This window comes from Kitasatospora sp. NBC_01560, assembly GCF_045208415.1.
In the GTDB taxonomy this organism is placed as follows: Bacteria; Actinomycetota; Actinomycetes; order Streptomycetales; family Streptomycetaceae; genus Kitasatospora.
This window is the reverse complement of the sequence record NZ_CP109364.1, coordinates 9,318,091-9,339,910: the sequence shown is the minus strand read 5'-3', so window position 1 is coordinate 9,339,910 and position 21,820 is coordinate 9,318,091. Positions and strand designations below refer to the sequence as shown.

General features: G+C 74.5%; 23 protein-coding genes. 10 read left to right on the top strand and 13 right to left on the bottom strand.

What is annotated here, in order from left to right; genetic code table 11:
• Nucleotides 1-11: 11 nt before the first annotated feature.
• The 3 genes from OH807_RS39790 to OH807_RS39780 form a co-directional block, all read right to left on the bottom strand.
• A complete protein-coding gene (locus OH807_RS39790; protein WP_406209922.1) occupies nucleotides 12-2,927 on the bottom strand; it encodes an FtsX-like permease family protein in 2,916 nt (971 codons plus the stop codon).
• A 217-nt stretch (nucleotides 2,928-3,144) separates the two neighbouring features.
• Nucleotides 3,145-3,669: a hypothetical protein gene (locus tag OH807_RS39785; RefSeq protein WP_406209919.1), complete on the bottom strand. Its 525-nt coding sequence runs from the start codon at nucleotides 3,667-3,669 to the stop codon at nucleotides 3,145-3,147.
• Between the two features lie 180 nt (nucleotides 3,670-3,849).
• Nucleotides 3,850-4,680 carry a hypothetical protein gene (locus OH807_RS39780; RefSeq protein ID WP_406209917.1) on the bottom strand — a complete coding sequence of 277 codons (831 nt, stop codon included), beginning with the start codon at nucleotides 4,678-4,680 and terminating at the stop codon, nucleotides 3,850-3,852.
• A gap of 211 nt (nucleotides 4,681-4,891) precedes the next feature.
• Here OH807_RS39780 and OH807_RS39775 point away from each other — a divergent pair, with 211 nt between their 5' ends.
• Nucleotides 4,892-5,341: a hypothetical protein gene (locus OH807_RS39775; RefSeq protein WP_406209914.1), complete on the top strand. Its 450-nt coding sequence runs from the start codon at nucleotides 4,892-4,894 to the stop codon at nucleotides 5,339-5,341.
• A gap of 406 nt (nucleotides 5,342-5,747) precedes the next feature.
• Here OH807_RS39775 and OH807_RS39770 read toward each other — a convergent pair whose 3' ends face one another.
• The 7 genes from OH807_RS39770 to OH807_RS39740 form a co-directional block, all read right to left on the bottom strand.
• Complete coding sequence (locus tag OH807_RS39770; RefSeq protein WP_406209912.1) at nucleotides 5,748-6,935, bottom strand: ABC transporter ATP-binding protein; 1,188 nt, start codon at nucleotides 6,933-6,935, stop codon at nucleotides 5,748-5,750.
• Between the two features lie 34 nt (nucleotides 6,936-6,969).
• Entirely contained in the window at nucleotides 6,970-7,800 is an 831-nt protein-coding gene (locus OH807_RS39765) for a carbohydrate ABC transporter permease (RefSeq protein ID WP_406209909.1), read from the bottom strand.
• The gene (locus tag OH807_RS39760; protein ID WP_406209906.1) at nucleotides 7,797-8,729 is read right to left on the bottom strand and encodes a carbohydrate ABC transporter permease; all 933 of its coding nucleotides are present in this window, start codon (nucleotides 8,727-8,729) and stop codon (nucleotides 7,797-7,799) included. Before OH807_RS39760 ends, OH807_RS39765 begins: the two co-directional genes overlap by 4 nt.
• A complete protein-coding gene (locus OH807_RS39755; RefSeq protein WP_406209903.1) occupies nucleotides 8,726-10,003 on the bottom strand; it encodes an ABC transporter substrate-binding protein in 1,278 nt (425 codons plus the stop codon). Before OH807_RS39755 ends, OH807_RS39760 begins: the two co-directional genes overlap by 4 nt.
• Before the next feature lie 137 nt (nucleotides 10,004-10,140).
• Entirely contained in the window at nucleotides 10,141-10,716 is a 576-nt protein-coding gene (locus OH807_RS39750) for a GNAT family N-acetyltransferase (RefSeq protein ID WP_406209901.1), read from the bottom strand.
• 194 nt (nucleotides 10,717-10,910) lie between these two features.
• The gene (locus OH807_RS39745) at nucleotides 10,911-11,972 is read right to left on the bottom strand and encodes a mechanosensitive ion channel family protein (protein WP_406209898.1); all 1,062 of its coding nucleotides are present in this window, start codon (nucleotides 11,970-11,972) and stop codon (nucleotides 10,911-10,913) included.
• A 216-nt stretch (nucleotides 11,973-12,188) separates the two neighbouring features.
• A complete protein-coding gene (locus tag OH807_RS39740) occupies nucleotides 12,189-12,854 on the bottom strand; it encodes a DUF3152 domain-containing protein (RefSeq protein ID WP_406209895.1) in 666 nt (221 codons plus the stop codon).
• A gap of 159 nt (nucleotides 12,855-13,013) precedes the next feature.
• Here OH807_RS39740 and OH807_RS39735 point away from each other — a divergent pair, with 159 nt between their 5' ends.
• The 3 genes from OH807_RS39735 (at nucleotide 13,014) to OH807_RS39725 (ending at nucleotide 15,096) form a co-directional block, all read left to right on the top strand.
• The gene (locus OH807_RS39735; RefSeq protein ID WP_406209892.1) at nucleotides 13,014-13,493 is read left to right on the top strand and encodes a hypothetical protein; all 480 of its coding nucleotides are present in this window, start codon (nucleotides 13,014-13,016) and stop codon (nucleotides 13,491-13,493) included.
• Complete coding sequence (locus OH807_RS39730) at nucleotides 13,486-14,046, top strand: DinB family protein (RefSeq protein WP_406209891.1); 561 nt, start codon at nucleotides 13,486-13,488, stop codon at nucleotides 14,044-14,046. Before OH807_RS39735 ends, OH807_RS39730 begins: the two co-directional genes overlap by 8 nt.
• A gap of 351 nt (nucleotides 14,047-14,397) precedes the next feature.
• Nucleotides 14,398-15,096, top strand: coding sequence for a hypothetical protein (locus OH807_RS39725; protein WP_406209889.1), 699 nt, complete (start codon nucleotides 14,398-14,400; stop codon nucleotides 15,094-15,096).
• Nucleotides 15,097-15,188: 92 nt separating this feature from the next.
• Here OH807_RS39725 and OH807_RS39720 read toward each other — a convergent pair whose 3' ends face one another.
• Complete coding sequence (locus tag OH807_RS39720; RefSeq protein ID WP_406209886.1) at nucleotides 15,189-15,422, bottom strand: hypothetical protein; 234 nt, start codon at nucleotides 15,420-15,422, stop codon at nucleotides 15,189-15,191.
• The gene (locus tag OH807_RS39715; protein WP_406209883.1) at nucleotides 15,419-16,030 is read right to left on the bottom strand and encodes a carboxymuconolactone decarboxylase family protein; all 612 of its coding nucleotides are present in this window, start codon (nucleotides 16,028-16,030) and stop codon (nucleotides 15,419-15,421) included. Before OH807_RS39715 ends, OH807_RS39720 begins: the two co-directional genes overlap by 4 nt.
• Nucleotides 16,031-16,195: 165 nt before the next feature.
• Here OH807_RS39715 and OH807_RS39710 point away from each other — a divergent pair, with 165 nt between their 5' ends.
• From OH807_RS39710 to OH807_RS39695, 4 genes are all read left to right on the top strand, one after another.
• A complete protein-coding gene (locus OH807_RS39710; RefSeq protein WP_406209880.1) occupies nucleotides 16,196-16,759 on the top strand; it encodes a TetR/AcrR family transcriptional regulator in 564 nt (187 codons plus the stop codon).
• A gap of 128 nt (nucleotides 16,760-16,887) precedes the next feature.
• Entirely contained in the window at nucleotides 16,888-17,193 is a 306-nt protein-coding gene (locus tag OH807_RS39705) for a DUF4017 family protein (RefSeq protein ID WP_406209877.1), read from the top strand.
• Entirely contained in the window at nucleotides 17,105-18,382 is a 1,278-nt protein-coding gene (locus OH807_RS39700) for a hypothetical protein (protein WP_406209874.1), read from the top strand. Before OH807_RS39705 ends, OH807_RS39700 begins: the two co-directional genes overlap by 89 nt.
• 120 nt (nucleotides 18,383-18,502) lie before the next feature.
• Nucleotides 18,503-19,075, top strand: a complete 573-nt coding sequence (locus tag OH807_RS39695; RefSeq protein WP_406209871.1) for a hypothetical protein — start codon at nucleotides 18,503-18,505, stop codon at nucleotides 19,073-19,075.
• Nucleotides 19,076-19,133: 58 nt separating this feature from the next.
• Here the strand turns inward: OH807_RS39695 and OH807_RS39690 are convergent, their stop codons facing one another.
• Nucleotides 19,134-19,892: a hypothetical protein gene (locus tag OH807_RS39690; RefSeq protein WP_406209868.1), complete on the bottom strand. Its 759-nt coding sequence runs from the start codon at nucleotides 19,890-19,892 to the stop codon at nucleotides 19,134-19,136.
• A gap of 174 nt (nucleotides 19,893-20,066) precedes the next feature.
• On the opposite strand from OH807_RS39690, the gene OH807_RS39685 reads away from it, so the two are divergent.
• Together OH807_RS39685 and OH807_RS39680 are read left to right on the top strand one after the other, a co-directional pair.
• On the top strand, nucleotides 20,067-20,735 hold the full coding sequence (locus tag OH807_RS39685) for a TetR/AcrR family transcriptional regulator (protein ID WP_406209865.1): 669 nt from the start codon (nucleotides 20,067-20,069) through the stop codon (nucleotides 20,733-20,735).
• A complete protein-coding gene (locus OH807_RS39680) occupies nucleotides 20,732-21,631 on the top strand; it encodes a hypothetical protein (protein WP_406209863.1) in 900 nt (299 codons plus the stop codon). The genes OH807_RS39685 and OH807_RS39680 overlap by 4 nt, the downstream gene beginning before the upstream one ends.
• The last annotated feature ends 189 nt before the right edge of the window (nucleotides 21,632-21,820 follow it).

Below are 21,820 nucleotides of genomic sequence, written 5' to 3'. Positions count from 1 at the left end.
GGTCAGGGCCGTCAGGGCCGGTCGCCGACCCGCAGTTCGGTGGCGAGCCGGCGGCGCCCGCCGCTCAGGGTCTCGGCCAGGACGGCGCACGTGGCCAGCGCGGCGAGCGCCACGGCCGGCAGGACGGCCGGCCCGGCTGCCGGGTGCAGGCCGGGCGGCACCGGCATGCCGACCAGTGCGGACAGGTCGACGGCCGACCCGAGGAGAGTGACGGCCAGCAGCCCGCCCAGCGCCCCGCCGGCCGCGGCCGTGAGGGTCTGCGGCAGCGTCTCGGCAAGGATGAGCACGAGGCCCTGACGGGGCCGCAGACCCATGGTGCGCAGCCGGGCGAGCACCGTGGCCCGCTCGGGGGCAGCGCGCAGCAGGGTCAGCAGCAGCGCAAGCAGGGCGAGCGCCGCGGCGGCCGCGACCGCCCCGCCGAAGAGCCGGCCGGCGGTGTGCTGGAGCGGGTCCTTGGCGAGTTCGGCGGTGACGGCGGCGCTGCTGCGGCTCACGTAGCCGTTGCGCAGGGCGTCGGGGTCGTTGCCGACCATGGCGGTGGAGGCGGTCGGCCCGGGCGCGGAGCTCCGCGCGTTGGGGTCGGCGAGGGGCGAGGGCGGCAGTCGGCGGACGAGTCCGGCAAGGGCCGGCTCGTCGATCCGGCCGACGGCGAACCAGTCCGTCACGCGGCCCAGCTCCGGCAGCGCGGCGGTGGCCGCCGGGGCCGGCAGGACGACGAACGGCCGGGTGGCGCCGGGCAGCGCGGGGGTCGCCTCGACCGTGCCGGCCCGCACGGTGAGCACCTCGCCGCCGCTGGGCAGGCGCAACCGGTGGCCGCCCGGGCCGAGTTGGCGCGCGAGGGCGCTGCTGAACAGCGCGGGGACGGCCGGCGCACCAGCGGTCGACGCACCAACGGCCTGCGCGGCCGGCGCACCAGCGGTCTGCGCAGCAAGCACCGCCGGGTCGAAGGTGCCCACCCCGACGGTCCGGGCGATCCGCGCGTAGGCCTGCGGCTCGGCGACCACCACCGTCACCTGGGTGGTGTCGGGGTCGACGCCACTGGCGACCCCCGCGACGCGTTCGAGCAGGAACGCCTCGCTCTCCAGCCGGACGGCGGTGGCGGCCGTCACCCCGGGCAGGGCGGCGGCGGCCGGGGCGAAGTCGGCCGGCAGCGTGCGGCCGGCCGGCGCCGCGACGGACGCGTCCGCGCCGACGACGAGCCGGGCCGCCCGCTGCCGGGCGAGGTCGACGCCGCCCAGCACGGTCGCGCCGAACCCGGCGGTGGTGACGGCCAGCACCAGGGCGACCAGTGGCAGCGCGGAGGGGCGGGAGCGGCCGTCGCCGCCCCGGGCGACCCGGGCCAGCCCGAGGAAGGCCACCGCCCCCGCGCCGCGGCCGGTCGTGCGGGCCAGGAGCCCGGCGAGCACGGGCAGCAGCCGGGCCAGCAGCAGCGCAAGGGTGAGGGCGATCAGCAGGGGCGCCGCGACGAGCAGCAGGTCGGGGCCGTCCACGGGCGGCGCGGCGCCGCGCCGCCGGACGCCGGTCACGGCCGCCACGGTGAGCGCCAGGACGAGGAGTTCGGCGATCAGCCGGCCGCGCCGGGCGGCCCTGCCGGGGTGTCGGCGGGCCGGTGGCAGGGCGGCCCGGACGGGGGCGGTGAGCAGCGCGAGCAGGGTGGTGACCAGCGCGGCCGTGACGGCCGCCGTCCAGCGCGGGGAGGGCAGCAGCCACAGAGCAAGTGCGGTGGCCGCCGGCGCGGCGGGCAGCACCGTCACCGCGCCCTCGCCGGACAGTCGCAGCAGGAGGCCGGTGCCCGAGCCTCCCCGGGCGCGGAGCAGGCGGAGTTCGGCGCCGCGCCGTTCGGTGGTGAGGGCGGTGGCCAGGGCGAGCACGATGGCCGCGATCCCGGCGACGGCCGCCGGTCCGATCAGGGCCAGCGGCGCGACGGCGGCCTGCCGGAGCACGCCCCGCTCCAGGTGGCCCGGCAGCCCGGAGGTGATCCGCAGGTCGTGACGGTCGGTGACGTCGATCAGCCGGGCGGCGGTGGGCCCGGTCAGGTAGGAGGCGACGTCCCGCCGGACGTCGGAGAGCCGGTCGGCGCGCAGCGCGCCGGTGTCGACGGGGAGCCGCCAGAAGTCGCGTGCCTGGCGGCCCCAGGTGGCGAGGGAGCGCAGGTCGTCGCCGCCCACCATGCCGGCGGTGTGCCAGTTCCGGACGTTCGGGTCGTCGGGCGAGTGGTGCAGGCAGGCCCGGTCGGTGCAGGAGAGGTCCGCCCAGTACGGGTCGGACGGGTCGGTGACGTCGTAGAGGCCGACCACCCGGACGCTCCGCACGGGCGCGGCGTCGTTGTCGAGGACGGCGCCGACCCGCATGCCCATGGTGTCGGCCGCGGCCCGGCTCACGGCGATCGGGATCGGCTCGCCGGGCGCGGTGGTGCCTCCGGCGGGCCAGGCCCCGGCGACGAGGGTGCTGTGCGCGGTCATGTCGTACAGGTGGAGCAGCTGGAGGGTGGGCGGCGTGCGGCCGTCGGGGCGGTCAAGACCGGGGGTGGTGAGCGCGTGGATCTCGGCGGCGCGGGCGCCGTAGACCGGGCCCGAGGGCGCCAGGGGGAGGCCCGCGCCGGCGCCGGCGACGAGGTCGCCGGCCACCTTCGCCAGGTCGGCCGCAGTCTCGGCGCGGCCGGGGACGGGAGCCGCGGTGACGAGCAGGCTGGTCTCCAGCGGGCCGCGGTCGTGGAGGTAGGCGCGCAGCGCGGCGTCGGCACTGCGGTCCATGGCGCGCGGGAACGCGGCGGCCAGGAACACCAGGGCGAAGGCGAGGGCGGCGGTGAGCAGCGCGGCCGGGGGCTGCGCGCGCAGCCTGGTGCGGACCCACGGGGCGGGCCGGTGGGCGCCGGTGGGCGCGGTGCGGGCCGTTCGGGCAGGCCTGGTGCGGGCAGGGCTGGTCACATGGTCCTCTGTCGGACGGGACGGTGGTCACCGACGGTGCGTCACGGGGTAGCGGACGATGCTGTCAGAGCGGCACCCGGAACAGAAGGGACCGGTGCGAAGTATGTGCCGAAAGGGCAGCGGCGGCCCGGCCGTCGGGGCAACGGCCGGGCCGCCGCTCGGCGGTGACCGGGCCGTCCCTCGGCGGCGACCGGCCCGGGCCGGGCCGGGGCCCGGGTCAGCTCCCGGACGACGGGGCGAAGCGGGCTACCAAGTCCCCCGCGGTGATGCGCTCCAGCGTCTCCGGGGCGGCGTCGACCGGCCCCGGGTAGAGCCGGTAGGCCGTGCCGGAGAGCTGCTCCGGAGCCGGCACGTCCCCGTCCACCAGGGCGACGAGCGCCCGCCGCCCGGCGAGCAGCCGGGTGAGGTGCGCGGGAGGCGCGGCGTAGTCCTCGTCCGGGTCGCGCAGGGCCCGCAGGCGGGCCGCGAAGTCCGCCACCGGCTCGGCGGCGGCGCGGCGCCAGGCCCGGACACCGCCCGCGCCGTCCCGGTCGCGGACCAGGATCTCGTCGGTGGTCGCGGCGGCGAGGGCGCCGGCGAGGTCCCAGAGCGTCGCCCGGCTGCCCGGGGAGAAGTGGGCGAGGACGTCGGCGCTGAGCCGGCCGACCTCCTCGTGGTAGCGCCCGACGCTGTGGAAGCCGCCGTCGGCACCGGTGTTGAGGTCGGTCCAGGTGTACCGGCGGTCGGCCAGGTCGATGATCATGGGGACGCAGACCTTGGCGTCGCCCGCGAGGTCCAGTCGCTGGCGGACGGCCTTCGGGTCGTAGTGCCCGCCGCCCGGACCACCACGGCCACAGCTCCCGTCGCGGTTACCGCTCCCGCTGCCGTTACCGCTGCCGTTGCCGCCGCCGAGCTGGAGGAAGCCGGCGAAGGCGTCGGTGAGCTACTCGAACGCGACGTCGTTGTAGCTGAACACGATCATCACCGTCCCCGGAGTGGACGGCCGCGCGGTCGCCGTGCACCAGGGCGGTGTAGTCGCAGAGACCAGGTCGGCGGGGGCGTTGGCGAGCAGGGCGGCGAGGTCCTCACGGTCCTGCGGGGAGAGCGGCGTGCGGCGCGCCAGCAGCCGGTCGAACTCGGCCGTGGCGGCGGTGAGCCCGTCGTCCTCGATCAGCCGCAGCGGGCGCAGCACCTGCTCGCCGCCGAACGCCTCGGCCGCCCGGTGGCCCTCCCGGTTGTCCTCACCGAGGAAGGGCTCGGCAGCCAGCGGCGTGTCGCAGACCGGGCACCGGCCGCCGCGGCCGGTGGCGGCGAGCCCCTCGTGACAGCCGGCGCAGAGCAGATGGGCACAGGGGGCGAGGGCTCCGATGCCCGCCTCGGCGGCGGCCTTCCCGCAGTGCGCGCACGGCTGGCGGGGCTGGTTGAGCAGGAAAGCCCGGATCTGGCGCGAGTAGAAGACCTGCGCGTGGTCGGGCACCGCGTCCGGGAACCGGCGGAACAGCGCGAGGTGGCGGCGGTCCGCACCGAGCAGGTGGTCGATCCGGGCCAGCAGCCCGTCCCCCACCCGGGCGAGCGGGAGCGGCGCCAGCCTGGCCAGCGCACCCCGGAGCCGGGCTGTCAGCAGGTAGCCGCGCTCGGCGAGGTCGGCGTCGAGGGCCACCAGGCCCCGGACGCTCCAGGGGTCGGCGGCGGGCCGCAGATCGCCGGGCGGGACGCAGACCGCGCCGCGCCGGCGGAGAAGGAAGCACGTCGCGGAGCCGCCCCGCGGTGGCACTCCAGCCGAGCCGCTCCGCGGTGCCCACCGATTAATCGCGGACCACTGCCGGGCGTTCAACTGTGCTTCTGGTCAGGTGAGTTCGGCACAAAGCGGTACGGCGGTACAGGGGTGCGGCGGCACGGAGCACGGCGGACGCAGACGGCGGACGCAGCCGGTGGCGGTGGCGGTGGCGGAGAACCGTTCCCGTGGCGGGTGCGTCCGGAGGGGCATGAGTATCCCAGTTGATGCAAGGTCCGGGCGGGCGCCCGGAGTTCGGGGGCCGGCCTTCCTGCGCGGGGTCGCCGGGGTCGGGGTCGTGGTGCTGGGGCTGGCCGGCGGGTACGGGACCGCGGTGCTGGTGGCCGCGGCGCGGGCCTACTGCGATGCGGCCTGGGAGCCGCAGCACCGGTTCGCGTTCACCCTCGTGGAGTGGCCCGGCCTGGAGGCGCTGTTCCTGGTCGCGGCGGTGGCGGCGTGGGCGGTCTCGCGGCGGCTGACGGCCGGGCTGCCCATCGCCTGGCGGGGGATCGTCCCGGCCGTCCTGGTGCTGCTCACACTCGCGGTGCTGGCGGACGGGTCCTTCGCGCTGATGGGCACACCGAGCGGGTACCACGGCGATTCGGGGCTCTGCCCGAGCAGCAACGTCCCCCCGTGGTGGCCGTCCTGGCTGCCCGCCTGAGCTGCCCCTCCGTACCCGGGCCGGCACCCTGCGTACCGGGCCGTCGGACGGCCCGGCGCCACGAGCCGGGGCCCGGCGGGACGGGTACCGCGCGGACGGGCGAAGGCCGCCACCCCGCTCGTCCGGGGTGGCGGCCTTCTGTCAGGGGAACCCCCGGGACCGGCCGGATAATCCCGAGGCGCCGGAATGTGCCGGCCGCGCCCGCCGTCACCCGCCCTCGACCGGCGACGCCGGCCGCGCCGGCCCGCCCGCGCCGCTCACGGACAGCGATCACGCCGAACACGCCCTGCGACGCCGGTGCCCGTCCGCCCCGGGCGACCCGAGGGCCCCGGACCGCCCGGTCGGCCGACGCGGGCCAGGGCTGCGCGGCAGCACAGCCACGGGACAGCGCAGCACCACGACGGCATCAGCCCGCGGCCCGCTCCGACCGGGTCAGGTTGACCCCGGTGCCCGGGTGGAAGACGTGGATCCGGTCGGTGTCGAGCCACAGCTCCAGGGCGGCGCCCTCGGCGGCCCGGGTGGCGGTGTTCAGCCGGGCGACCACCCGGTGCTCCTGCATCCCGGTGTCGGCCCGGCCGGAGTCGGCGGCGAGCTCGGCCAGCTCCGCCGTCCGGGCGGGGCCGCCCTCCTCGGCGAAGTGGACGTAGACGTCCGAGCCGACGGACTCCCGGACCTCCACGGTGACGCTGCCGGTGATGCCGCCGCCGTGGGCGTCGACCAGGGCGGCGTCCTCGAAGTCCTCCGGGCGGATGCCCACGATGAGCTCGCGCGGCGCGTCCGCCGTCTCCAGGGCCCGCCGCTTCCGGTCGTCCAGCGGGAGGCTGCCGAGCGAGGTGCGCAGCACGTTCTGTTCGAGGGTGGCGGCGAGGAAGTTCATGCCGGGTGAGCCGATGAAGCCCGCCACGAAGAGGTTCACCGGCGCGTCGTACAGGTGCTGGGGGCTGCCGACCTGCTGGACGACGCCGCCGCGCATGACGACCACCCGGTCGCCGAGGGTCATCGCCTCGACCTGGTCGTGGGTGACGTACACCGTGGTGGTGCCCAGCCGGCGCTGGAGGGCGGCGATCTGGGTCCGCATCTGGACGCGGAGTTTGGCGTCGAGGTTGGACAGCGGCTCGTCCATCAGGAACACCTTCGGATCCCGGACGATGGCGCGGCCCATCGCGACGCGCTGGCGCTGGCCGCCGGAGAGGTTGGCGGGCCGGCGGTCGAGGTGCTGGGTGAGGTCGAGGATCCGGGCGGCCTCGTCGACCTTGGCGGCGATGACGGCCTTGTCCACCTTGGCGAGCCGCAGCGCGAAGCCCATGTTCTCGCGCACGCTCATGTGCGGGTAGAGCGCGTAGCTCTGGAAGACCATCGCGATGTCCCGGTCCTTGGGCGCGCGGTCGTTGACCACCTGCCCGCCGATCCGCAGGGTGCCCTCGGTGATGTCCTCCAGCCCGGCGATCATGTTGAGGGTGGTGGACTTGCCGCAGCCGGAGGGGCCGACCAGGATCACGAACTCGCCGTCGGCGATGGTGAGGTCGAGGTCGCGGACGGCGAGCGCGCCGTCCGGGTAGCGCTTGGTGATGCCGTCGAGGACGATCTCGGCCACGGTTCGCCTTCCTGGTCCGCCCGGCGGGGCGGTCTCATCCCTTGACTGCGCCGGCGGTGAGACCGGCGACGATACGGCGCTGGAACAGCAGGACGAAGATCACGATCGGGACGGTGATGACGACGGCGGCCGCGGCGATGGAGCCGGTGGGCTGCTGGAACTGCGAGCTCCCGGTGAAGAAGGCGATCGCCGCCGGCACCGTCCTGGCCGAGGTGGTCGAGGTCAGCGAGATGGCGAACAGGAAGTCGTTCCAGCAGAAGATGAAGACGAGGATGCCGGTGGTGAACACGCCCGGCGCGGCCAGCGGCGCGATGACCAGCCGGAAGGCCTGCCACGGTGTGGCGCCGTCCACCTTCGCCGCCTTCTCCAAGTCCCAGGGGATCTCGCGGAAGAAGGCGGACAGCGTGTAGATCGCGAGGGGGAGCGAGAAGGTCATGTAGGGGATGATCAGACCGGCCCAGGTGTCGAAGATCCCGAGCGCCCGTTCGATGGTGAACAGCGGTGAGACGAGCGAGATCGGCGGGAACATCGCGATCAGGAGCGACACCCCGATCAGCAGCCGCTTGCCGGGGAACCGCAGCCTCGCCACCGCGTAGGCCGCCATGGTGCCGAGCACCACGGCGATGGTGGTGGCGATCACCGAGATCCCGATCGAGTTGATCAGGGCGCGGGTGAACTCCGAGGTCCGGAAGATCCCCCGGTAGTTCTCCCACGTCCACACGCGCGGGACGAAGTCGCCGTCGTCGAGGGTGCTCGGCGCCTTGAAGGAGAGCGCCACGATCCACCAGACCGGGAAGAGCGCGTAGAGGACGACGACCAGGTTGGCGAGGCCCCAGCCGGTCAGCGCGCGGGACCGGCCGCTCATCGGCGCTCCGGTTCGCCGCCCGGCGCCGCGGCGCCGAAGACCCTGATGAAGACGAAGGAGATGATCGCCACGCAGAGGAAGACCAGCACCGAGATCGCCGATCCGATGCCCAGGTTGAGGGCGGTGAAGAGGTTGTCGTAGCCGAGGATCGAGACCGATCCGGTGTCGTTGGAGCCCCCGGTCAGCACGTAGATGTTGTCGAAGATCCGGAAGGCGTCCAGGGTGCGGAAGAGCAGTGCGACCAGGATCGCCGGCTTCATCAGCGGGAGGACCACCAGCCGCATCCGCTGGGCGAACGTCGCGCCGTCCACCATCGCCGCCCGGACGGTCTCCTGGGGCACCAGGGCGAGGCCGGCCAGCAGCAGCAGGGCCATGAAGGGCGTCGTCTTCCACACCTCGGCCAGGATGATCAGGCCGATCGCCTGCCACTGGTCCGTCAGCGGGGCGCTCCCCTCCGGCAGCAGGGCGGCGAGGTAGCCCACGCCCGGCGTCCAGGCGTACTGCCACGAGTAGGCGGCGACCACCGTCACGATGCCGTAGGGGATCAGGACGGCCGTGCGGACGGCGCCGCGCCCGAAGACCGCCCGGTGCATGACCAGGGCCAGCGCCATCCCGAGGACCAGCTCGACCGCCACCGACACCACGGTGATCAGCACGGTGACCCAGAGCGCCTGCCACCAGAACGGCGAGGTGAGCACCGCGCCGTAGTTGGCGAGCCCCACCCAGTGGGCGTCCTGGGGGAACCTCAGGTCGTAGCGCTGCAGCGAGAGGTAGACGGCGTAGGCCACGGGGTAGGCGGTGACGGCCGCCATGACGAAGGCGGCCGGCGCGCAGAGCAGCAGGCCCAGCCGGCGTTCCTGCCGGGCCCCCTCGGACAGCTCCGCGGTCTTCCGCCCGGCGGTGCCGCCGGGCGCGGTGGACGGTCTCACGGGATCAGCCCCTTGGAGCCGAGCGCGTCCTCGATCTGCCCGCGGAGGCCGGCCACGGTGCTCTGCGGCCGGATGTCGGCGGGCGGCGAGAGGGCGTGCGCGATGGCGATGGACACGTTCTGGTAGGCGGGGGTCTGCGGCCGCACGCTCGCGGTGTCGAGGGCCGCCAGCACGTCCGCGGCGAACGGGTAGCTGGCGGTCAGCTCGGCCGCGCCGTAGAGGCTGCGCAGGGACGGCGGCAGTCCGCCCCGGAGTGCGTTGGTGAGCTGGTTCTCGCGGTCCCGCAGGCACAGGGTGGCCTCGAAGGCGAGGTCCGGGTGGTGGCTGTAGGCGCCCACGGCGAGGTCGATCCCGCCGATCGTGACGGTGGCCGGCCGGTCGGGCAGGACGCCGGGGTAGGGCGCCCAGCGGAAGTGCGGGAACAGGTCGGGCCGGTTGGCCTTCATCGACGGGTAGACGAAGGGGTAGTTGAGCTCGAAGGCGGCCGTGCCGGACTCCATCGCCAGCCGGTTCTGGTCCTCCATCTGGTTGGGCAGGGAGGGATCCGCGGCCGCCGACACGGCCGTGTCGTGCATCACCGCGGCGGCCGCGACGGCGGGCGGGCCGAGCGAGGGGGCCTTGGCGTCCGGGGTGAGGATGGACCCCCCGGCACTGGTGACCAGGGTGTTGAACCAGACTGTCAGCCCCTCGTACTGGGCGCCCTGGATCTCGACGTAGTGCGGCTTGCCCTGCTTCGCCAGCGCATCGGCCTGGGAGAGCATCTCCGTCCACGTCCGGGGCGGGGCCGGCACCAGGTCGTCCCGGTACCAGAGGAGTTGGGTGTTCGAGTTGTACGGTGCCGCGTAGAGGCGCTGCTGCCAGGTCGCGGTCCGGACCGCCGCGTCGAGCGTGTCGGCCGTCGCCCGCTCCTTCACCGGTCCGGTCCACTCCCGGATCCACCCGGCCTGGGCGAACTCCGCCGGCCAGGTGACGTCCAGGCCCAGGATGTCCACGCCCGCGTCGTGCGCGGCCATCCGGCGCACGAGCTGCTGGCGCTGACCGTCGGCGCCGCGCGGCAGCTTGTTGTACGCGATGCGGTACCGGCCGCCGGACTGCCCGCCGCAGCGGTCGGCGGCCTCCTGCAGCGCGCCGGAGTCGTCGGGGAAGTTGTACCAGTTCAGCGTGACCGGCCCGGTCTGCGCGCCGCTCCCGCAGCCCGCCGTCCCGCCGACGACCACACAGAGGCCGGCCACGGCGCTCAGCCACCGGGAGCGGAAGCGGCGGACCCTCGGCATCGCTCTCCCGACGTAGGGCTGCACGGACCACCCGACCCTAGCCACGTGCGCACGGCCGACGGGCGCACCACACCCGCCCGCCAGCCGGACGGAGCAACCGCCCGGCGGCGGGACGGCTCCCCCGCGGGTCGGCAGCGTCAGCTCATCGACGGGCCGCCCCCTCGCCCCCGGCTCGACGGGGTGCGGTCGGACCTGGCGGAGAGGTCGGAGAGGTCGAGGCGCCAGTCGTTGCTGCGCATCACGGCACCGCTGCCGGCCGGGTACTCGAAGTCGCAGGCGCCGCGGAGCGTGAAGCCGAGGCGGTGGCAGAGGGCGTTCGAGGGGGCGTTCTGCACCGAGGGAAAGGCGTGCAGGCCGCTGGGGGCGCCGGCCCGGCGGGCGGCCGACCGCACGACAGCGATCAGGGCGGCGCCGGCAGCGGCGGCGATGCCCCGGCCCTGGTGGGGCGGGAGGACGTTCCAGCCGGTCTCGTAGATCTCCTCCCCCTGCCAGTCCCGCCGGTGGTAGGCGATGCTGCCGACCGGCTCGGCGCCGAGCAGAACGGCGAACATGCAGCCGCGGCCGGTCTCCGGCAGTGCGAGGTAACGGCGGTGCCGGGCGAGCAGCTGCTCCTCCGACTCGGGGCCGCCGACGTGGTGGCGCATCTGCGGGGTGTTGATGCTCCGCAGCAGGCCGAGCGCGGACTCCGACCAGGGCTCCAGATGAACGTCCATGCAGCGCAGCCTCTCAGGCCTCGGGGCACCGGGCACCTCCTTTCCGGCCGGTGCCCCCGTGTGACGGCTCCGACCGGCTCCGGGACGCCCTCGCCGCCCGCCTCGCCGATCCGGAGGAGGACGTCCGGGTGGAAGCCGCCGTACGGCTCGCGCTCCGGGACGATCCGCGGGGGGCCGCGGGTGTCCCCGGCTGCTCAGACGGGGGCGGACGGCGACGCGGGCACGGTGCCGGGATCGTCGGGCAGGCCGGTGACGGCGACCCTGGGCAGCGCGTACGGGTGTTCCGCCCGGAGGTAGCCGATGAGCTCCTCGCGGACCCAGCACCGCAGGTCGAAGGCGTCGGAGGCGTCGCGGGCGGTCATCAGCGCCCGGACCACGATCGTGGTCGGCGTGGTGTCGACCACCTGGAGGGCGCAGCCCTTGCCGTCCCAGAGCTCGGTGCGACGCAGCCGTTCCTCGAACTCCTTGCGCAGCTCGGCGACGGGGGTGCTGTGGTCCAGGTGGAGGAGGGCGGTGCCGGTCATGCTCGGGTCGTTGCGGGACCAGTTCTCGAACGGCTTGCCGGCGAAGTAGGAGACGGGCATGACGATGCGCCGCTGGTCCCAGGTGGCGATGACGACGTAGGTCAGGGTGATCTCCTCGACGGTGCCCCAGTCCCCCGCCACCACCACGTTGTCGCCGATCCGGACCATGTCGCCGAACGCCAGCTGGATCCCGGCGAACAGGTTGGCCAGGGTGCTCTGCGCGGCCACGCCCGCCACCAGGCCGATCAGGCCGGCCGATGCCAGCAGGCTGGCGCCGACCGTCCGCACGCCGGGGAAGGTCATCAGCATCGCGGCCAGGGCCATCACGGCGATCGCCGCGCTGGTCACCCGGCGCAGCATGCCGGTCTGGGTACGCGCCCGCCGGACCCGGGCGGGATCGCGCGGCCGGGTGGCGTAGCTGTTGAACGAGGTGTCGATGAGCAGCGCCGCGACCCGCGAGCCCAGCCAGGCCGACCCCCCGATGGCCAGCAGGACGACCAGGTGCCGGGCGGGCTCGCGCCAGTCGCCGGAGAGGCCGATCCCGGGCTCGACGCCCAGCAGCAGGGCCGATCCGAGGGCCAGCAGGAACGGTGGCCGGCACCGGCGGAGCAGCGCCCAGGCCGGGTTGTCGGGGCGCCGGGCCGCGGCCCGGCGGACGAGCACCTCGGCGACGCGGTCGAACAGGAGAGCAGCACCGGCTGTCGCCGCCACCACGGCCAGCGGTCGGATCACGCTCCACCAGTGCACGGGCCGGTCCTCTCGTAGGCGTGTCGTGCTCCGGCCGGACGGCCCGGGCACGGTGGGCCGTCTGCCCCGATCCGGGCGGACGTAACGCCCGTGCGAGCCGGCACGCGGCCGCACCTGCCCCGGCGGATGCGGGTCACACCTGCCCGGGGCGGGTCGGCCCGGTGGGCCGGCCCGCCTCGGGGGGCCGAAGGCGAGCAGGGGTCAGGGGGTCGCTGTGGGCGAGGGCGTGGGTGTCACGACCGGTGGGCCGGTGAGCAGGGTGCCGTCGTCGGCGTACGGCCAGCCGTTCGGCACGCAGCCGTGCAGTCCCTTGATCTGCTGCATCATCACCGGCGCCGGTGCCCCCGGGCCCGGGCACTCGACGTGACCGTGTCCGAGGAAGTGGCCGACCTCGTGGTTGAGGGCGAGCGCGTGGTAGAGCTCCGGCCGGCCGACGTAGAACTCCGACAGCTCGACCCAGCGCTTGAGGTTGATGACGACCTGTTTCCCGGCGGAACAGTTCACCCAGCCGCCCGTCTCCAGCCCGTACTGGCCGCAGATCCGGTCCGTGGACGCCGGGGTGGCCAGGTAGACGGTGAAGTCCACCGGGTCCTCGGCGACGCGCTGGAACGACCACGCCCCTCCGGCGGCCCAGCCGCGCTGCACGTTCCCGAGCACCGCGTCCACCTCGGCCGCGAACTGCCCGGGGCTCTCCTTGAGTCCGTCCTCCGCCCGCACCTTGTAGCGGTAGAGCTGCTCACCGGTGCCGAAGCGGGCGGAGCCGCCGGCGGCCGTCGTGAACGCCAACGGCTTCGGCGGTTCGGCCTTCCACGGGCTCCACCACACCAGACCGGCCGTCACCGCGGCGACCACGACCGCCGCAACCACCCCGTACCCCGCCCGCCACGTCCGGGCCCGGGCCTTCACACCGTCCGCCGGAGGGAGGCACCGCGTATCGCGGCCCGGCGGTGCCGGCCGCCGGTGACCGGCCGGACAGGGGGCAGAACTCGTTCGGACGTGGTGGTCCGGTAACTCCTGGACATAACGGTGCGGCAACTCCTCGAACAGGACCCGATCGACGGACGGGTCGACAGACAGAGCGACAAACAGGTCGACGAACAGGTCGACGAACAGGTCGGGAATAGAAGAAACGGTCGGAACCGTCCCAATGGTTCACAACACCAGAACATCCGCCGCATTCGCCCCCTGTCCAATCCCTGCCCGATCCCTGTCCGGTCTCCCGGAACACCCCGCGGCCCCCGGCCACCGATGCTGTCGGTGCGCCGCGGGACGATGCCGCGGGGCGGGACCACCTCCGACAAGGACGTCGCCATGCAAGCGGGCGGTTGGCTCGACGTGATCCACCTCACCGACGGCCCCGGCCTCGGCGGGCGGAGCGTCAACGTGCGCGTGCAGGGCCGGAGCGCGCCCGGCGCCCTCCTGGGCCTCCGCGGCAAGGGGGCGGCGGTCGCCGGGAAACTCGCTGGCGGGCTCGGTCCGCACGACCGACCATGGCAGCATGAGTGATCAACCTGACCGATGGACCCGGGCGACCGTCTACCCCGACATGTGGCTCGACCCGGACGACGACCCCCGCAACAGCGAAGGGGTCAGCCCCGACGGCGAACTGGCGACGCTTCAGGACTTCCTGACGAACTACCGCCTGACCCTGCGGATGAAGTGCGAGGGCCTGGACGCGGAGCAACTGGCCCGCCGGTCGGTGCCGCCGTCGACGATGTCGCTGCTCGGCCTCGTCCGGCACCTCGCCGAGGTGGAGCGGGACTGGCGCAACTGGATCACCGACGGCGATCCGCTGCCGAAGCTCTACGGCAAGCGGGACGCGGACTTCGACGACGTGGTCGCCGAACAGGCCGCAGTCGACGCCGCGTTCGCCGATCTGGCGCGGGAGCAGGCCGCGACCGACGCCGCGCTGGCCGGGCACCCGGACCTGGGTGTGCGGTTGGGGAAGGACGGGGTCGCGGTGCGGGAGCTGCTGGTGCACCGGATCGACGAGTACGCCCGGCACTGCGGGCACGCCGACCTGTTGCGCGAGTGCATCGACGGACGGGTCGGCCAGTGACGTCCGGCTCGCCCCAGCGGTCGCCGTGAGGCGCGGACGGGGCGGAGGTGCGACGGGCCGGGGGTGGCCGGGTCGGGCGGGGCGGCCGGGTCGGGCCGGACTCCTGCGGAGCGCCCGCCGGCGGTCCGCTTCTCCCGACGTCCCACACCCCCCGGGGGTAGGCCGGGAGAGGCCCCGCCGGACACCCCCCGGGCCGGGCCACGGCCTCCGGGCAGGGGCGGGCCGGCCCGGCGGAAGGGGGCGGCCGGCGTGGCTCCCCGGATTCCGTCGGCGGCCTGCTCTGGTTCGTTCGCGTCCCGATGTGGTGAGATGTGCCCGTCAAGAGGTGAGGGCCGCTGACGGGGGTGCGGGTTGAGGAGTGGACGACGGCTGCGTGCGGTCGGGCTGGACGCGGGTGCGGTGCACCTCGCTGCCGTGGGCCTGGTCCGGCTGGCCACGGACGAGTGCCTGGGCGAGGGGTCCGGTGCACGGCCGGGCGGCGTCCCGGGGTGGGTGTGGCAGATGCGGGCGGTCGCGTTCGCGGACACGTGGCTGGCCTTCGCCGAGTCCACGGCGCCGGGAATGCGGGTGCCCGCGGGGGCGGTCGTGCGGTCGGTCGTGGCCCGGGCGGCGGAGCTGGTGCTCCAGGCCCGCGGCGAGGACGCCCCGGCCGCGCTGGAGTGGCTCGGCCGGCAGTCGGCCGAGGCGCGGGAGCGGGCCCGCCTGGAGGACGTGGCGCATGCGCCCGAGCCCGCCGCGCTCGCCCTGGTCTGGCACGGCGTCCAGGTGGTCGCCGGTGACGGGGATCACGACGACGCGGCCGGGGACTCCCACGACCGGCACATCGCCGAACGCTGCGAGGTGTACGTCCGCGAGCGCCATCGCCGCCAGGACACCCTCGCGCTGCTGCTGAGCTGCGCCCGGATCGCCGCCGCCGCACTGGTGGAGGTGAGCGACGGCGACCCGGCGCGGGCCGGCCGGTGGCTGGAGGAGGAGGCGGCCCGCTGCATGCTGCACAGCGGCCCCGTGCCGCTCTGGGTGCCCGGCCGGCCCGGGCACCCCGCGGACTGAGACCGCCCGGGCGACGGCCCGGCGGGGCCGGGGCGGGCCACCTGGGCCCGGCCCCGGCCGCGCCGCCAACCCTTTCGCGCCGGGCCTGTGGGTCAGCCGGCCGCCGACGCCGGGCCGGCGACCGGGTAGCCGAGGCGGCGGACGGCCGGCGCCGAAACCACCTGGACGGCGCCGGCACCCGGAACGGCGACGTGGACGAATCCGCCCTCGATCGCGAACCGGACACCGGTCAGGCGCTCCCGCAGGGCACCGTCCGCATCGGTGAGGGCGTAGCCGGGAACGAGCTCGACCTCGGCGTCCTCCTGCCAGTGCAGCCGGGCGTTCACCGGACGGCTCCGGCGTCCGCCACCGGCAGGGCCTCCGGATCGACGGCCGGATCGACGGCCGGAAAGTCGAGCTCGGGCTCGGCGAGGTGGTTGAAGTAGTTGGACAGCGTGTTGAGCGCGACGTGCGCCACGATCTCGGCGAGCTCCGCGTCGGTTACCCCGTCCTGCCGGGCCCGGTCCAGCAGCTCGTCGTCGACCCGGCCGCGGCTGCGCACCACCGCCGCGGCGACCCGCAGGACGGCGCGGGCGTGCGGGTCGGCGTCCTCGGCCCGGCGGGTGGCCAGCAGCTCGTCGTCCGTCATCCGCAGCAGCCGGCCGCCGCGCAGCGTGTGCGCGGAGACGCAGTAGGTGCAGCCGTTCTCCTGTGCCACCAGGAGGGCCAGCTGCTCGCGCAGCCGCTCGGTGAGGACGCCGCCGGCCAGCGAGTCGCGCAGGGCCAGGTAGCCACGCAGGGCGGCGGGACCGTTGGCGAGCGAGGCGTAGAGGTTGGGCACCCGGCCCAGTTGCCGGCGGGTCGCTTCCAGCAGGTCGCGCTGCTCGACCCCGGCAGTCTCCGGCGTCAGCTGCGGCATGCGCGTCATGGCGTCCTCCATCGTTGCGTCGTCCATCGGTCGGTCCGTCGTCCGGTCGGTCCGGTCGGTCCGGCCAGTTCGGCCAGTTCGGCCGTCCGCCGAGACGGTACTGGTCGTTCCCGTTGGCAGGACGGTACCGATCGGTTCCGTTAGACGTCAAGGGACTTCCCGAAAGTCGGAACCGATCGGTACCATCACCCCATGGCAACCCAGGCGCGCGCCCGACTCCTCAGCACCGCCGAGGACCTCTTCTACGCCGAAGGCATCCGCGCCGTCGGCGTGGACCGCATCCTGAGCGTCTCGGGTGTCGGCCGGGCCTCGTTCTACCGGCACTTCGCGAGCAAGGACGACCTGGTGGTGGCCGTGCTCCAGGGCCGTGACGACCGCTGGCGCCAGTGGCTGCGCGAATCCGTCGAGGCCCGCATGCTGCCGCCCGAGGCGCGCCCGCTGGCAGTCTTCGACGCCCTCGCCCAGCGGTTCGCCCGCCAGGACTTCCGGGGCTGCGCCTTCATCAACACCATGGTCGAGGCGGCCGACCGGGAGAGCCCCGCCCATCACGCCGCCGCCGCGCACAAGGCCGCCGTGACCGAGTACCTCGACGTGCTGCTCGCCGAGGCCGGACACCAGGACCACACCGAGCTCGCCGGACAACTCGTCCTGCTCGTGGACGGCGCCATCGTGACCGCCGTGCGCGAGGGCACCGCCGAACCCGCGCTGCGCGCCCGCCGCGTCGCCGCAGCCCTCCTCGCCGCGCACCGGGGCTGACTCCGCGGTCGGCCGCACCCACCCCGGGCCGCCCGACGGCTCCTCGGGCGGCGGTCCGCCGGCGGTCCGTCCGCGGTCCGTAGGCGGCGGCCACCCGAGCGTGCTCCGCTCGGTTCACCGGCGCCGCCGTGCTGTTCTTCGCACCGGAACGATCGGCGCGAAAAATCGTGCACTCTCTTGTTTATTATGTGATCACATGTGTGGTGGCTGTGGTGCTCCACGCATCACAGGGGTGGGGTTCGGCCTGTCCGCATGTCAGGCCCAGTTTCGTACAGGAGACATACCATCAACACCGTTGTCCGCAGGGCCGCACGCGGCACTGTACCCGTCGTCGTCACCGCTTCCGTGCTCGCTGCCGGCCTCGCCGCCTGCGGCACCGTCGAGCAGCTTTCCGCTGCTCAGAAGGTTTCCAAGGCCTTCGACAAGCTCGGTGACAGCAAGTCCGCCGGCATCACGGTCTCCGTGGAGGCCTCTCCCGAGCAGATCGTCGCGTTCGGTGACGCCACCGGCGACAAGATCGAGCGGAAGACCGCCGAGGCCCTGTCCGGGCTGAACATCTCCGTCGCGGTGGCCTCCGACAAGCCCCTCAAGGAGCTCGACTCCCTCAAGAGCCTGCAAAGTCCGGACAGCTCCGGGAACGTGACGCCGGACAAGTCGCTGCGGGTTTCCTACGTGCTCGCCGACAAGAAGGGCGCCGCGCTGCTGGAGTACCGCCAGGTCGACGCCAAGGCGTACCTGCGCGCGGATGCCAAGGGCCTGGTGCAGCTGGTCGGCGAGGACCCGGCCGAGGTGGACAAGGCCGCGGCGGACCTCCCCGCCGAGCTGAAGTCGGTCAAGGACGCGCTCGCCGGCAAGTGGGTCTCCCTCGACCTCCAGGAGCTCGCCGAGTCGGCCAAGAAGACCGACGGGACCAAGAAGACCGACGGGACGGCGCCGGGCGCGCCGTCCGGCCGGCCCTCGCTGGACCCGGACACCGCCAAGCAGCTGACCAACTCGCTCAAGGACGTCCTCTCCCGCACCGTCACCTTCGAGGCGAAGGACAAGAAGGACGGCGCCGAGCACGTCCTGATGAGCGCCCCAGCCCGCCAGTTGGTCGACGGGGTGCTGCAGGCCGTCAAGCCGCTGTCGTCGAAGTTCCCCGAGCAGTTCGACAAGCTGCCGTCCACCGCCCCGGCCGACGTGCCGAACCGCAACATCGGTGTCGACCTGTACCTGAAGGGCGGCCGGTTCTCCTCGGCCACCTTCGACTTCGCTCAGCTGGAGCCGAAGGCCGGCCCGGGCGCGGCCTTCCCGGTGAAGCTCGCGTTCAACGAGTCCGCCCCGACCGTTCAGGTACCCGCCGACGCGGTCAAGCTCACCGAGCAGGACCTGCAGAACGCCCTGCTCGGCCTCCTGAGCGCGGGTGACGACGAGGACGCCCCGGACGCAGGCCCCGGCGCAGGCCCCGGCGCAGGCCCCGGCGCCGGCCCCGGCGCAGGCCCCGCGCCCACTGCCGGCGCGCCGCTGACGGCTGCCCAGGCCAAGGAGCTCACCGGGCTCGGCCTGAGCGAGGCACAGATCCAGATCTTCAGCGAGCTCGGCCTGAGCTACGAGGAGATCAAGAGCTTCGCCACGAAGAGCTGAGCTCCTCGCGCCCTCCCGTCGGGGCCCGGGCGGCCGGTTGCCACGGCCGCCCGGGCCCCTTCCTCGTCCGTCCGCTAGTCTTCGGCGGCACACCGATCAAACGATCAACGAGGAACCACCTTGACGACCCCGCAGTCCCCGTCCGTCGGCGACTACCCGACCGCCGACGAACACCTGACCGTCGACCAGCACCCGACCGCCGACGATCACCCGGCCGCCTCCGAGCCGACGGCCGCGGCCGACCGCACCGCCCAGGACCCCACCCAGGAACCCGCCCACGACGACCTCCCCGAGGAGGCCGGGCCGTCGCGCGGCCGGCGGTTCGGCTCGCGCCTGTGGGGGCCGCTCCTCCTCGTCGCGGGGTGCGCGGCCGCGCTGTTCGTGGCCGCCCAGGCAAGCAAGGAGGAGCCGGCGGCCGCGTCGGCGGGCAGCTGCCTGCACGCGCTCGGCACCAGCGCCTCGTCGCGGATGACGGTCGTCGACTGCACGAAGGCGGAGGCGGAGTACAAGGTGATCCAGGTCTTCCGGGACGCCACCCACGCCCACCCGTGCGACTCCGTGCTGGGGCTCGGGGTCTTCGGCTCCTACACGGAGGAGCGGAAGTCCAGCATCGTCACCCTCTGCCTCGGCCTGAACGGCGACCGGCCGGGCGGCCCGATCGACGACATCCCTGTCTGGGCCAAGGAACACTGAGGGGCTGCCGCCGCCCGTTGCCCCGGGCGGCGGCCGACGGCGGCGGGCCGTCCTGCGGTCAGCCGGCGTTGCGGGTCCGGCGGCCGGCGAGTGCGGTCAGCGAGCCGACCGTGAGGCGCGGCGGCTGCCGGAGGTCGCGGTCCGGGCGCAGGCGGGTGCGGAACGCGGCCCAGGTGAGTGCGCCGAGGACGAAACCGTAGCCGGCGACCAGGCCGTGCCCGTTCTCCTGGGCGAACCACATCGCCAGGCCGAGCACCGGCACGCCGAGCGCGAGCAGCCGCTCGGTCCGGACCGGCCGGTGGCCGGTGCCGTCGTCGTCGGTGCCGCCGTGCAGGAACAGGGCCGCGGCGAACGTCGCACCGAGGAAGTAGGTGGCCCCCGAGCTGCCGGCGAAGTTGCGGGGGTCGGTGCTGTGGGAGGTCTGGCCCCACAGGGCGTCGATCCGCTCCGGCAGCAGGATGCCCGCGGCGAACAGCCCGAGCGTCAGCGGCGCACCCCAGAACCAGTCGGCGAAGGCCGCGACGGCGGCCAGGGTGGCGATGTTCCAGGCCGCCCCGCCGAGGCCGCCGTTCTGCATGAAGACCGAGGTGACCACCCGCCACCAGCCGGACTTCGCCGGGTCCGCGTCGAGCGCCCCCATCGCGCCCGACCAGCAGAGCTGGAGCGCCACCCCGGCGAGGGCGATCACGGTCAGGCCGACCGCCGCCCAGGGGATCCGCCGCCGGCCCAGCGTGCCCTGGCCGACCAGGGCCAGCCCGCCCTTGAAGATCAGCACCATCAGTGCCGCCGTGGTCACGTTGAACAGCAGAACGTCCATCGCCGTGCTCCCCCTTCGGTCCCCGTTGCCGGGCCCCGCCCCCAAGCACTGCCCCGAGTACCGCCCGGGAGCACCGCACGCGGGCACCGCCCGTTTTTCGATCATGACAGTAGCGTGACAAGCGGCATTTTCAAACACCGTTCGAACGCTGGTCCCGCTCGCTAGACTGCGCCTGTGAAGCTGACCGCAGACCGGATCGTCGACGCCGGCATGGCCGTGTTCGCCGACGCCGGCTACCACGGCCTGTCCATGCGTCAGGTAGCGGAGCGGCTCGACGTGCACGCCGGCAGCCTCTACTACCACGTGCCCAACCGGGCCGCCCTGCTCCAGCTCATGGCCGACCGGGTGGCCCGGCAGGCCTACGAGGCGGGCACCGCCGCGCTCGCCGCACTGCCCGGACAGGCCGGCTGGCAGGCGCGGGTCAGGGCGCAGGCGGTGGCGCTGCGCCAGAGCATCCGCCGGCACCCCGGCGGGGCGATCATGCTCGCCGGCAGCCCGAAGACGCTCAGCCCGGGCGCACTCGCACTGATGGAGCGTCTGCTCGGCACCCTCGCCGAGGCCGGCGTGCCCGCGGAGGACTGCGGCACCGCGGCCGACACCCTGCTCAGCCACGTCACCGGCTATGTGCTCCAGGAACAGAGCGACCCGCCCGTCGTCCCGGTCACCCCCGAGGACGCCGCCGCCCTCCACCGGCGCTTCCCCCGCACGGTGGCGGCGGCCGGCCACGACCAGGACGAACAGTTCACCCGCAGCCTGGACCTGCTCTGCGCCGGCATCGCCACCCTGCTCGGTGGAAAACGGCTGGCCACGGGGGGTTCGGAGGGGCGAGACTCCACCGGGTGATCACCGAGCCGACGCTGCCCGTACCGCCCCCCGTTCCCGTGCCGGACCCGCGTTCGTCGGGCTGCGCGCCCGACTTCGCGGGTATGCAGGAGGTGGTCGGCGGGCTCGTCGTGCCCGCCCGCGCGCCCCGGCACGTGGCGAGCGCGCTGGAGACGTCCCGTGAGCTGATCCGGCACTCCTACTACCGGTACGAGTTCGGCACCGTCGCCGTCACACACGCGCTGCTCGCACTGGAACGGGCCCTGGCCGATCACTTCGCCGCGCCGGTGGGCGGGCACCGGGCCGAGCACCGGGCGGCCGAGCACCAGCCAGCAGGGCACCAACCGGCCGAACACCGGGCGGCGGGCGAGGAGCCGCTGCGGGGGCTGGTCGAACGGGCCGTCGGCACGGGTCTCGTCGGCACCGAACCGGCCCGGGCACTCGCGGACGCCCTGCTCCTGCGCGACCGGCTGACCCGCGGCGAGGTGACGAGTGCCGCCGTCTCCCCGAGCCGGGCCGCCGCCCTGGTGGGTGCCGTGTTCGACGCCGTGGCCCTGTTCCTCCCCCGGCCGGCCGCACCGCCGGCGTCGCTCGCGGGCCCGGGCGGCGCCCACCCCGACGAGCGGCTCGCCCGGCTGTGGGAGGAGCACCGGAGGGCGGCGTTCCCGGCGAGTTTCCGCGGTGTCCACATCGGGGGTGTGGAGCTGGTCCTCCTCGACGCGGACCTCGCCGCCGTCGTCCTGCGGGAGCTGCGCGGCCGGCTCGACGGCGAGGGCATCGCGACCCTCTGGCGGTGCATCACCGACCTCGGCAAAGTCGCCCCGCTGATCGGCGAGGAGTACTGCGCGGCGTACTTCGCGCGGCTGCGGGTGATCGCCGGCCTCGTCGCCGCAAGGCACACCCCTCGCGCGACGTGAGCGAGGCCGGTGGGCCCGGTCACGCGGGTGCGCGGCCGCCGATCGGGAGCGGCCCCGCACCGGCGAGCCGTCAGAACCCTTTGCTCAATGTTCGCGCAAATGACCATACGCAACGTTGACTTGATGGATCGTCACGCCGTACTTTCGACCACCTGGGCGTTGGCACCATTCGGTCAAGTGGGTGCCTCC

Bases quoted from the DNA above. Each gene is read 5' to 3' on its own strand.
- OH807_RS39785 (WP_406209919.1), bottom strand. From the start codon at position 3,669: ATGATCATCGACCTGGCCGACCGCCGGTACACCTGGACCGACCTCAAC.
- OH807_RS39775 (WP_406209914.1), top strand. From the start codon at position 4,892: ATGAGTATCCCAGTTGATGCAAGGTCCGGGCGGGCGCCCGGAGTTCGG.
- OH807_RS39765 (WP_406209909.1), bottom strand. From the start codon at position 7,800: ATGAGCGGCCGGTCCCGCGCGCTGACCGGCTGGGGCCTCGCCAACCTG.
- OH807_RS39755 (WP_406209903.1), bottom strand. From the start codon at position 10,003: ATGCCGAGGGTCCGCCGCTTCCGCTCCCGGTGGCTGAGCGCCGTGGCC.
- OH807_RS39750 (WP_406209901.1), bottom strand. From the start codon at position 10,716: ATGGACGTTCATCTGGAGCCCTGGTCGGAGTCCGCGCTCGGCCTGCTG.
- OH807_RS39730 (WP_406209891.1), top strand. From the start codon at position 13,486: ATGAGTGATCAACCTGACCGATGGACCCGGGCGACCGTCTACCCCGAC.
- OH807_RS39715 (WP_406209883.1), bottom strand. From the start codon at position 16,030: ATGGACGACGCAACGATGGAGGACGCCATGACGCGCATGCCGCAGCTG.
- OH807_RS39710 (WP_406209880.1), top strand. From the start codon at position 16,196: ATGGCAACCCAGGCGCGCGCCCGACTCCTCAGCACCGCCGAGGACCTC.
- OH807_RS39690 (WP_406209868.1), bottom strand. From the start codon at position 19,892: ATGGACGTTCTGCTGTTCAACGTGACCACGGCGGCACTGATGGTGCTG.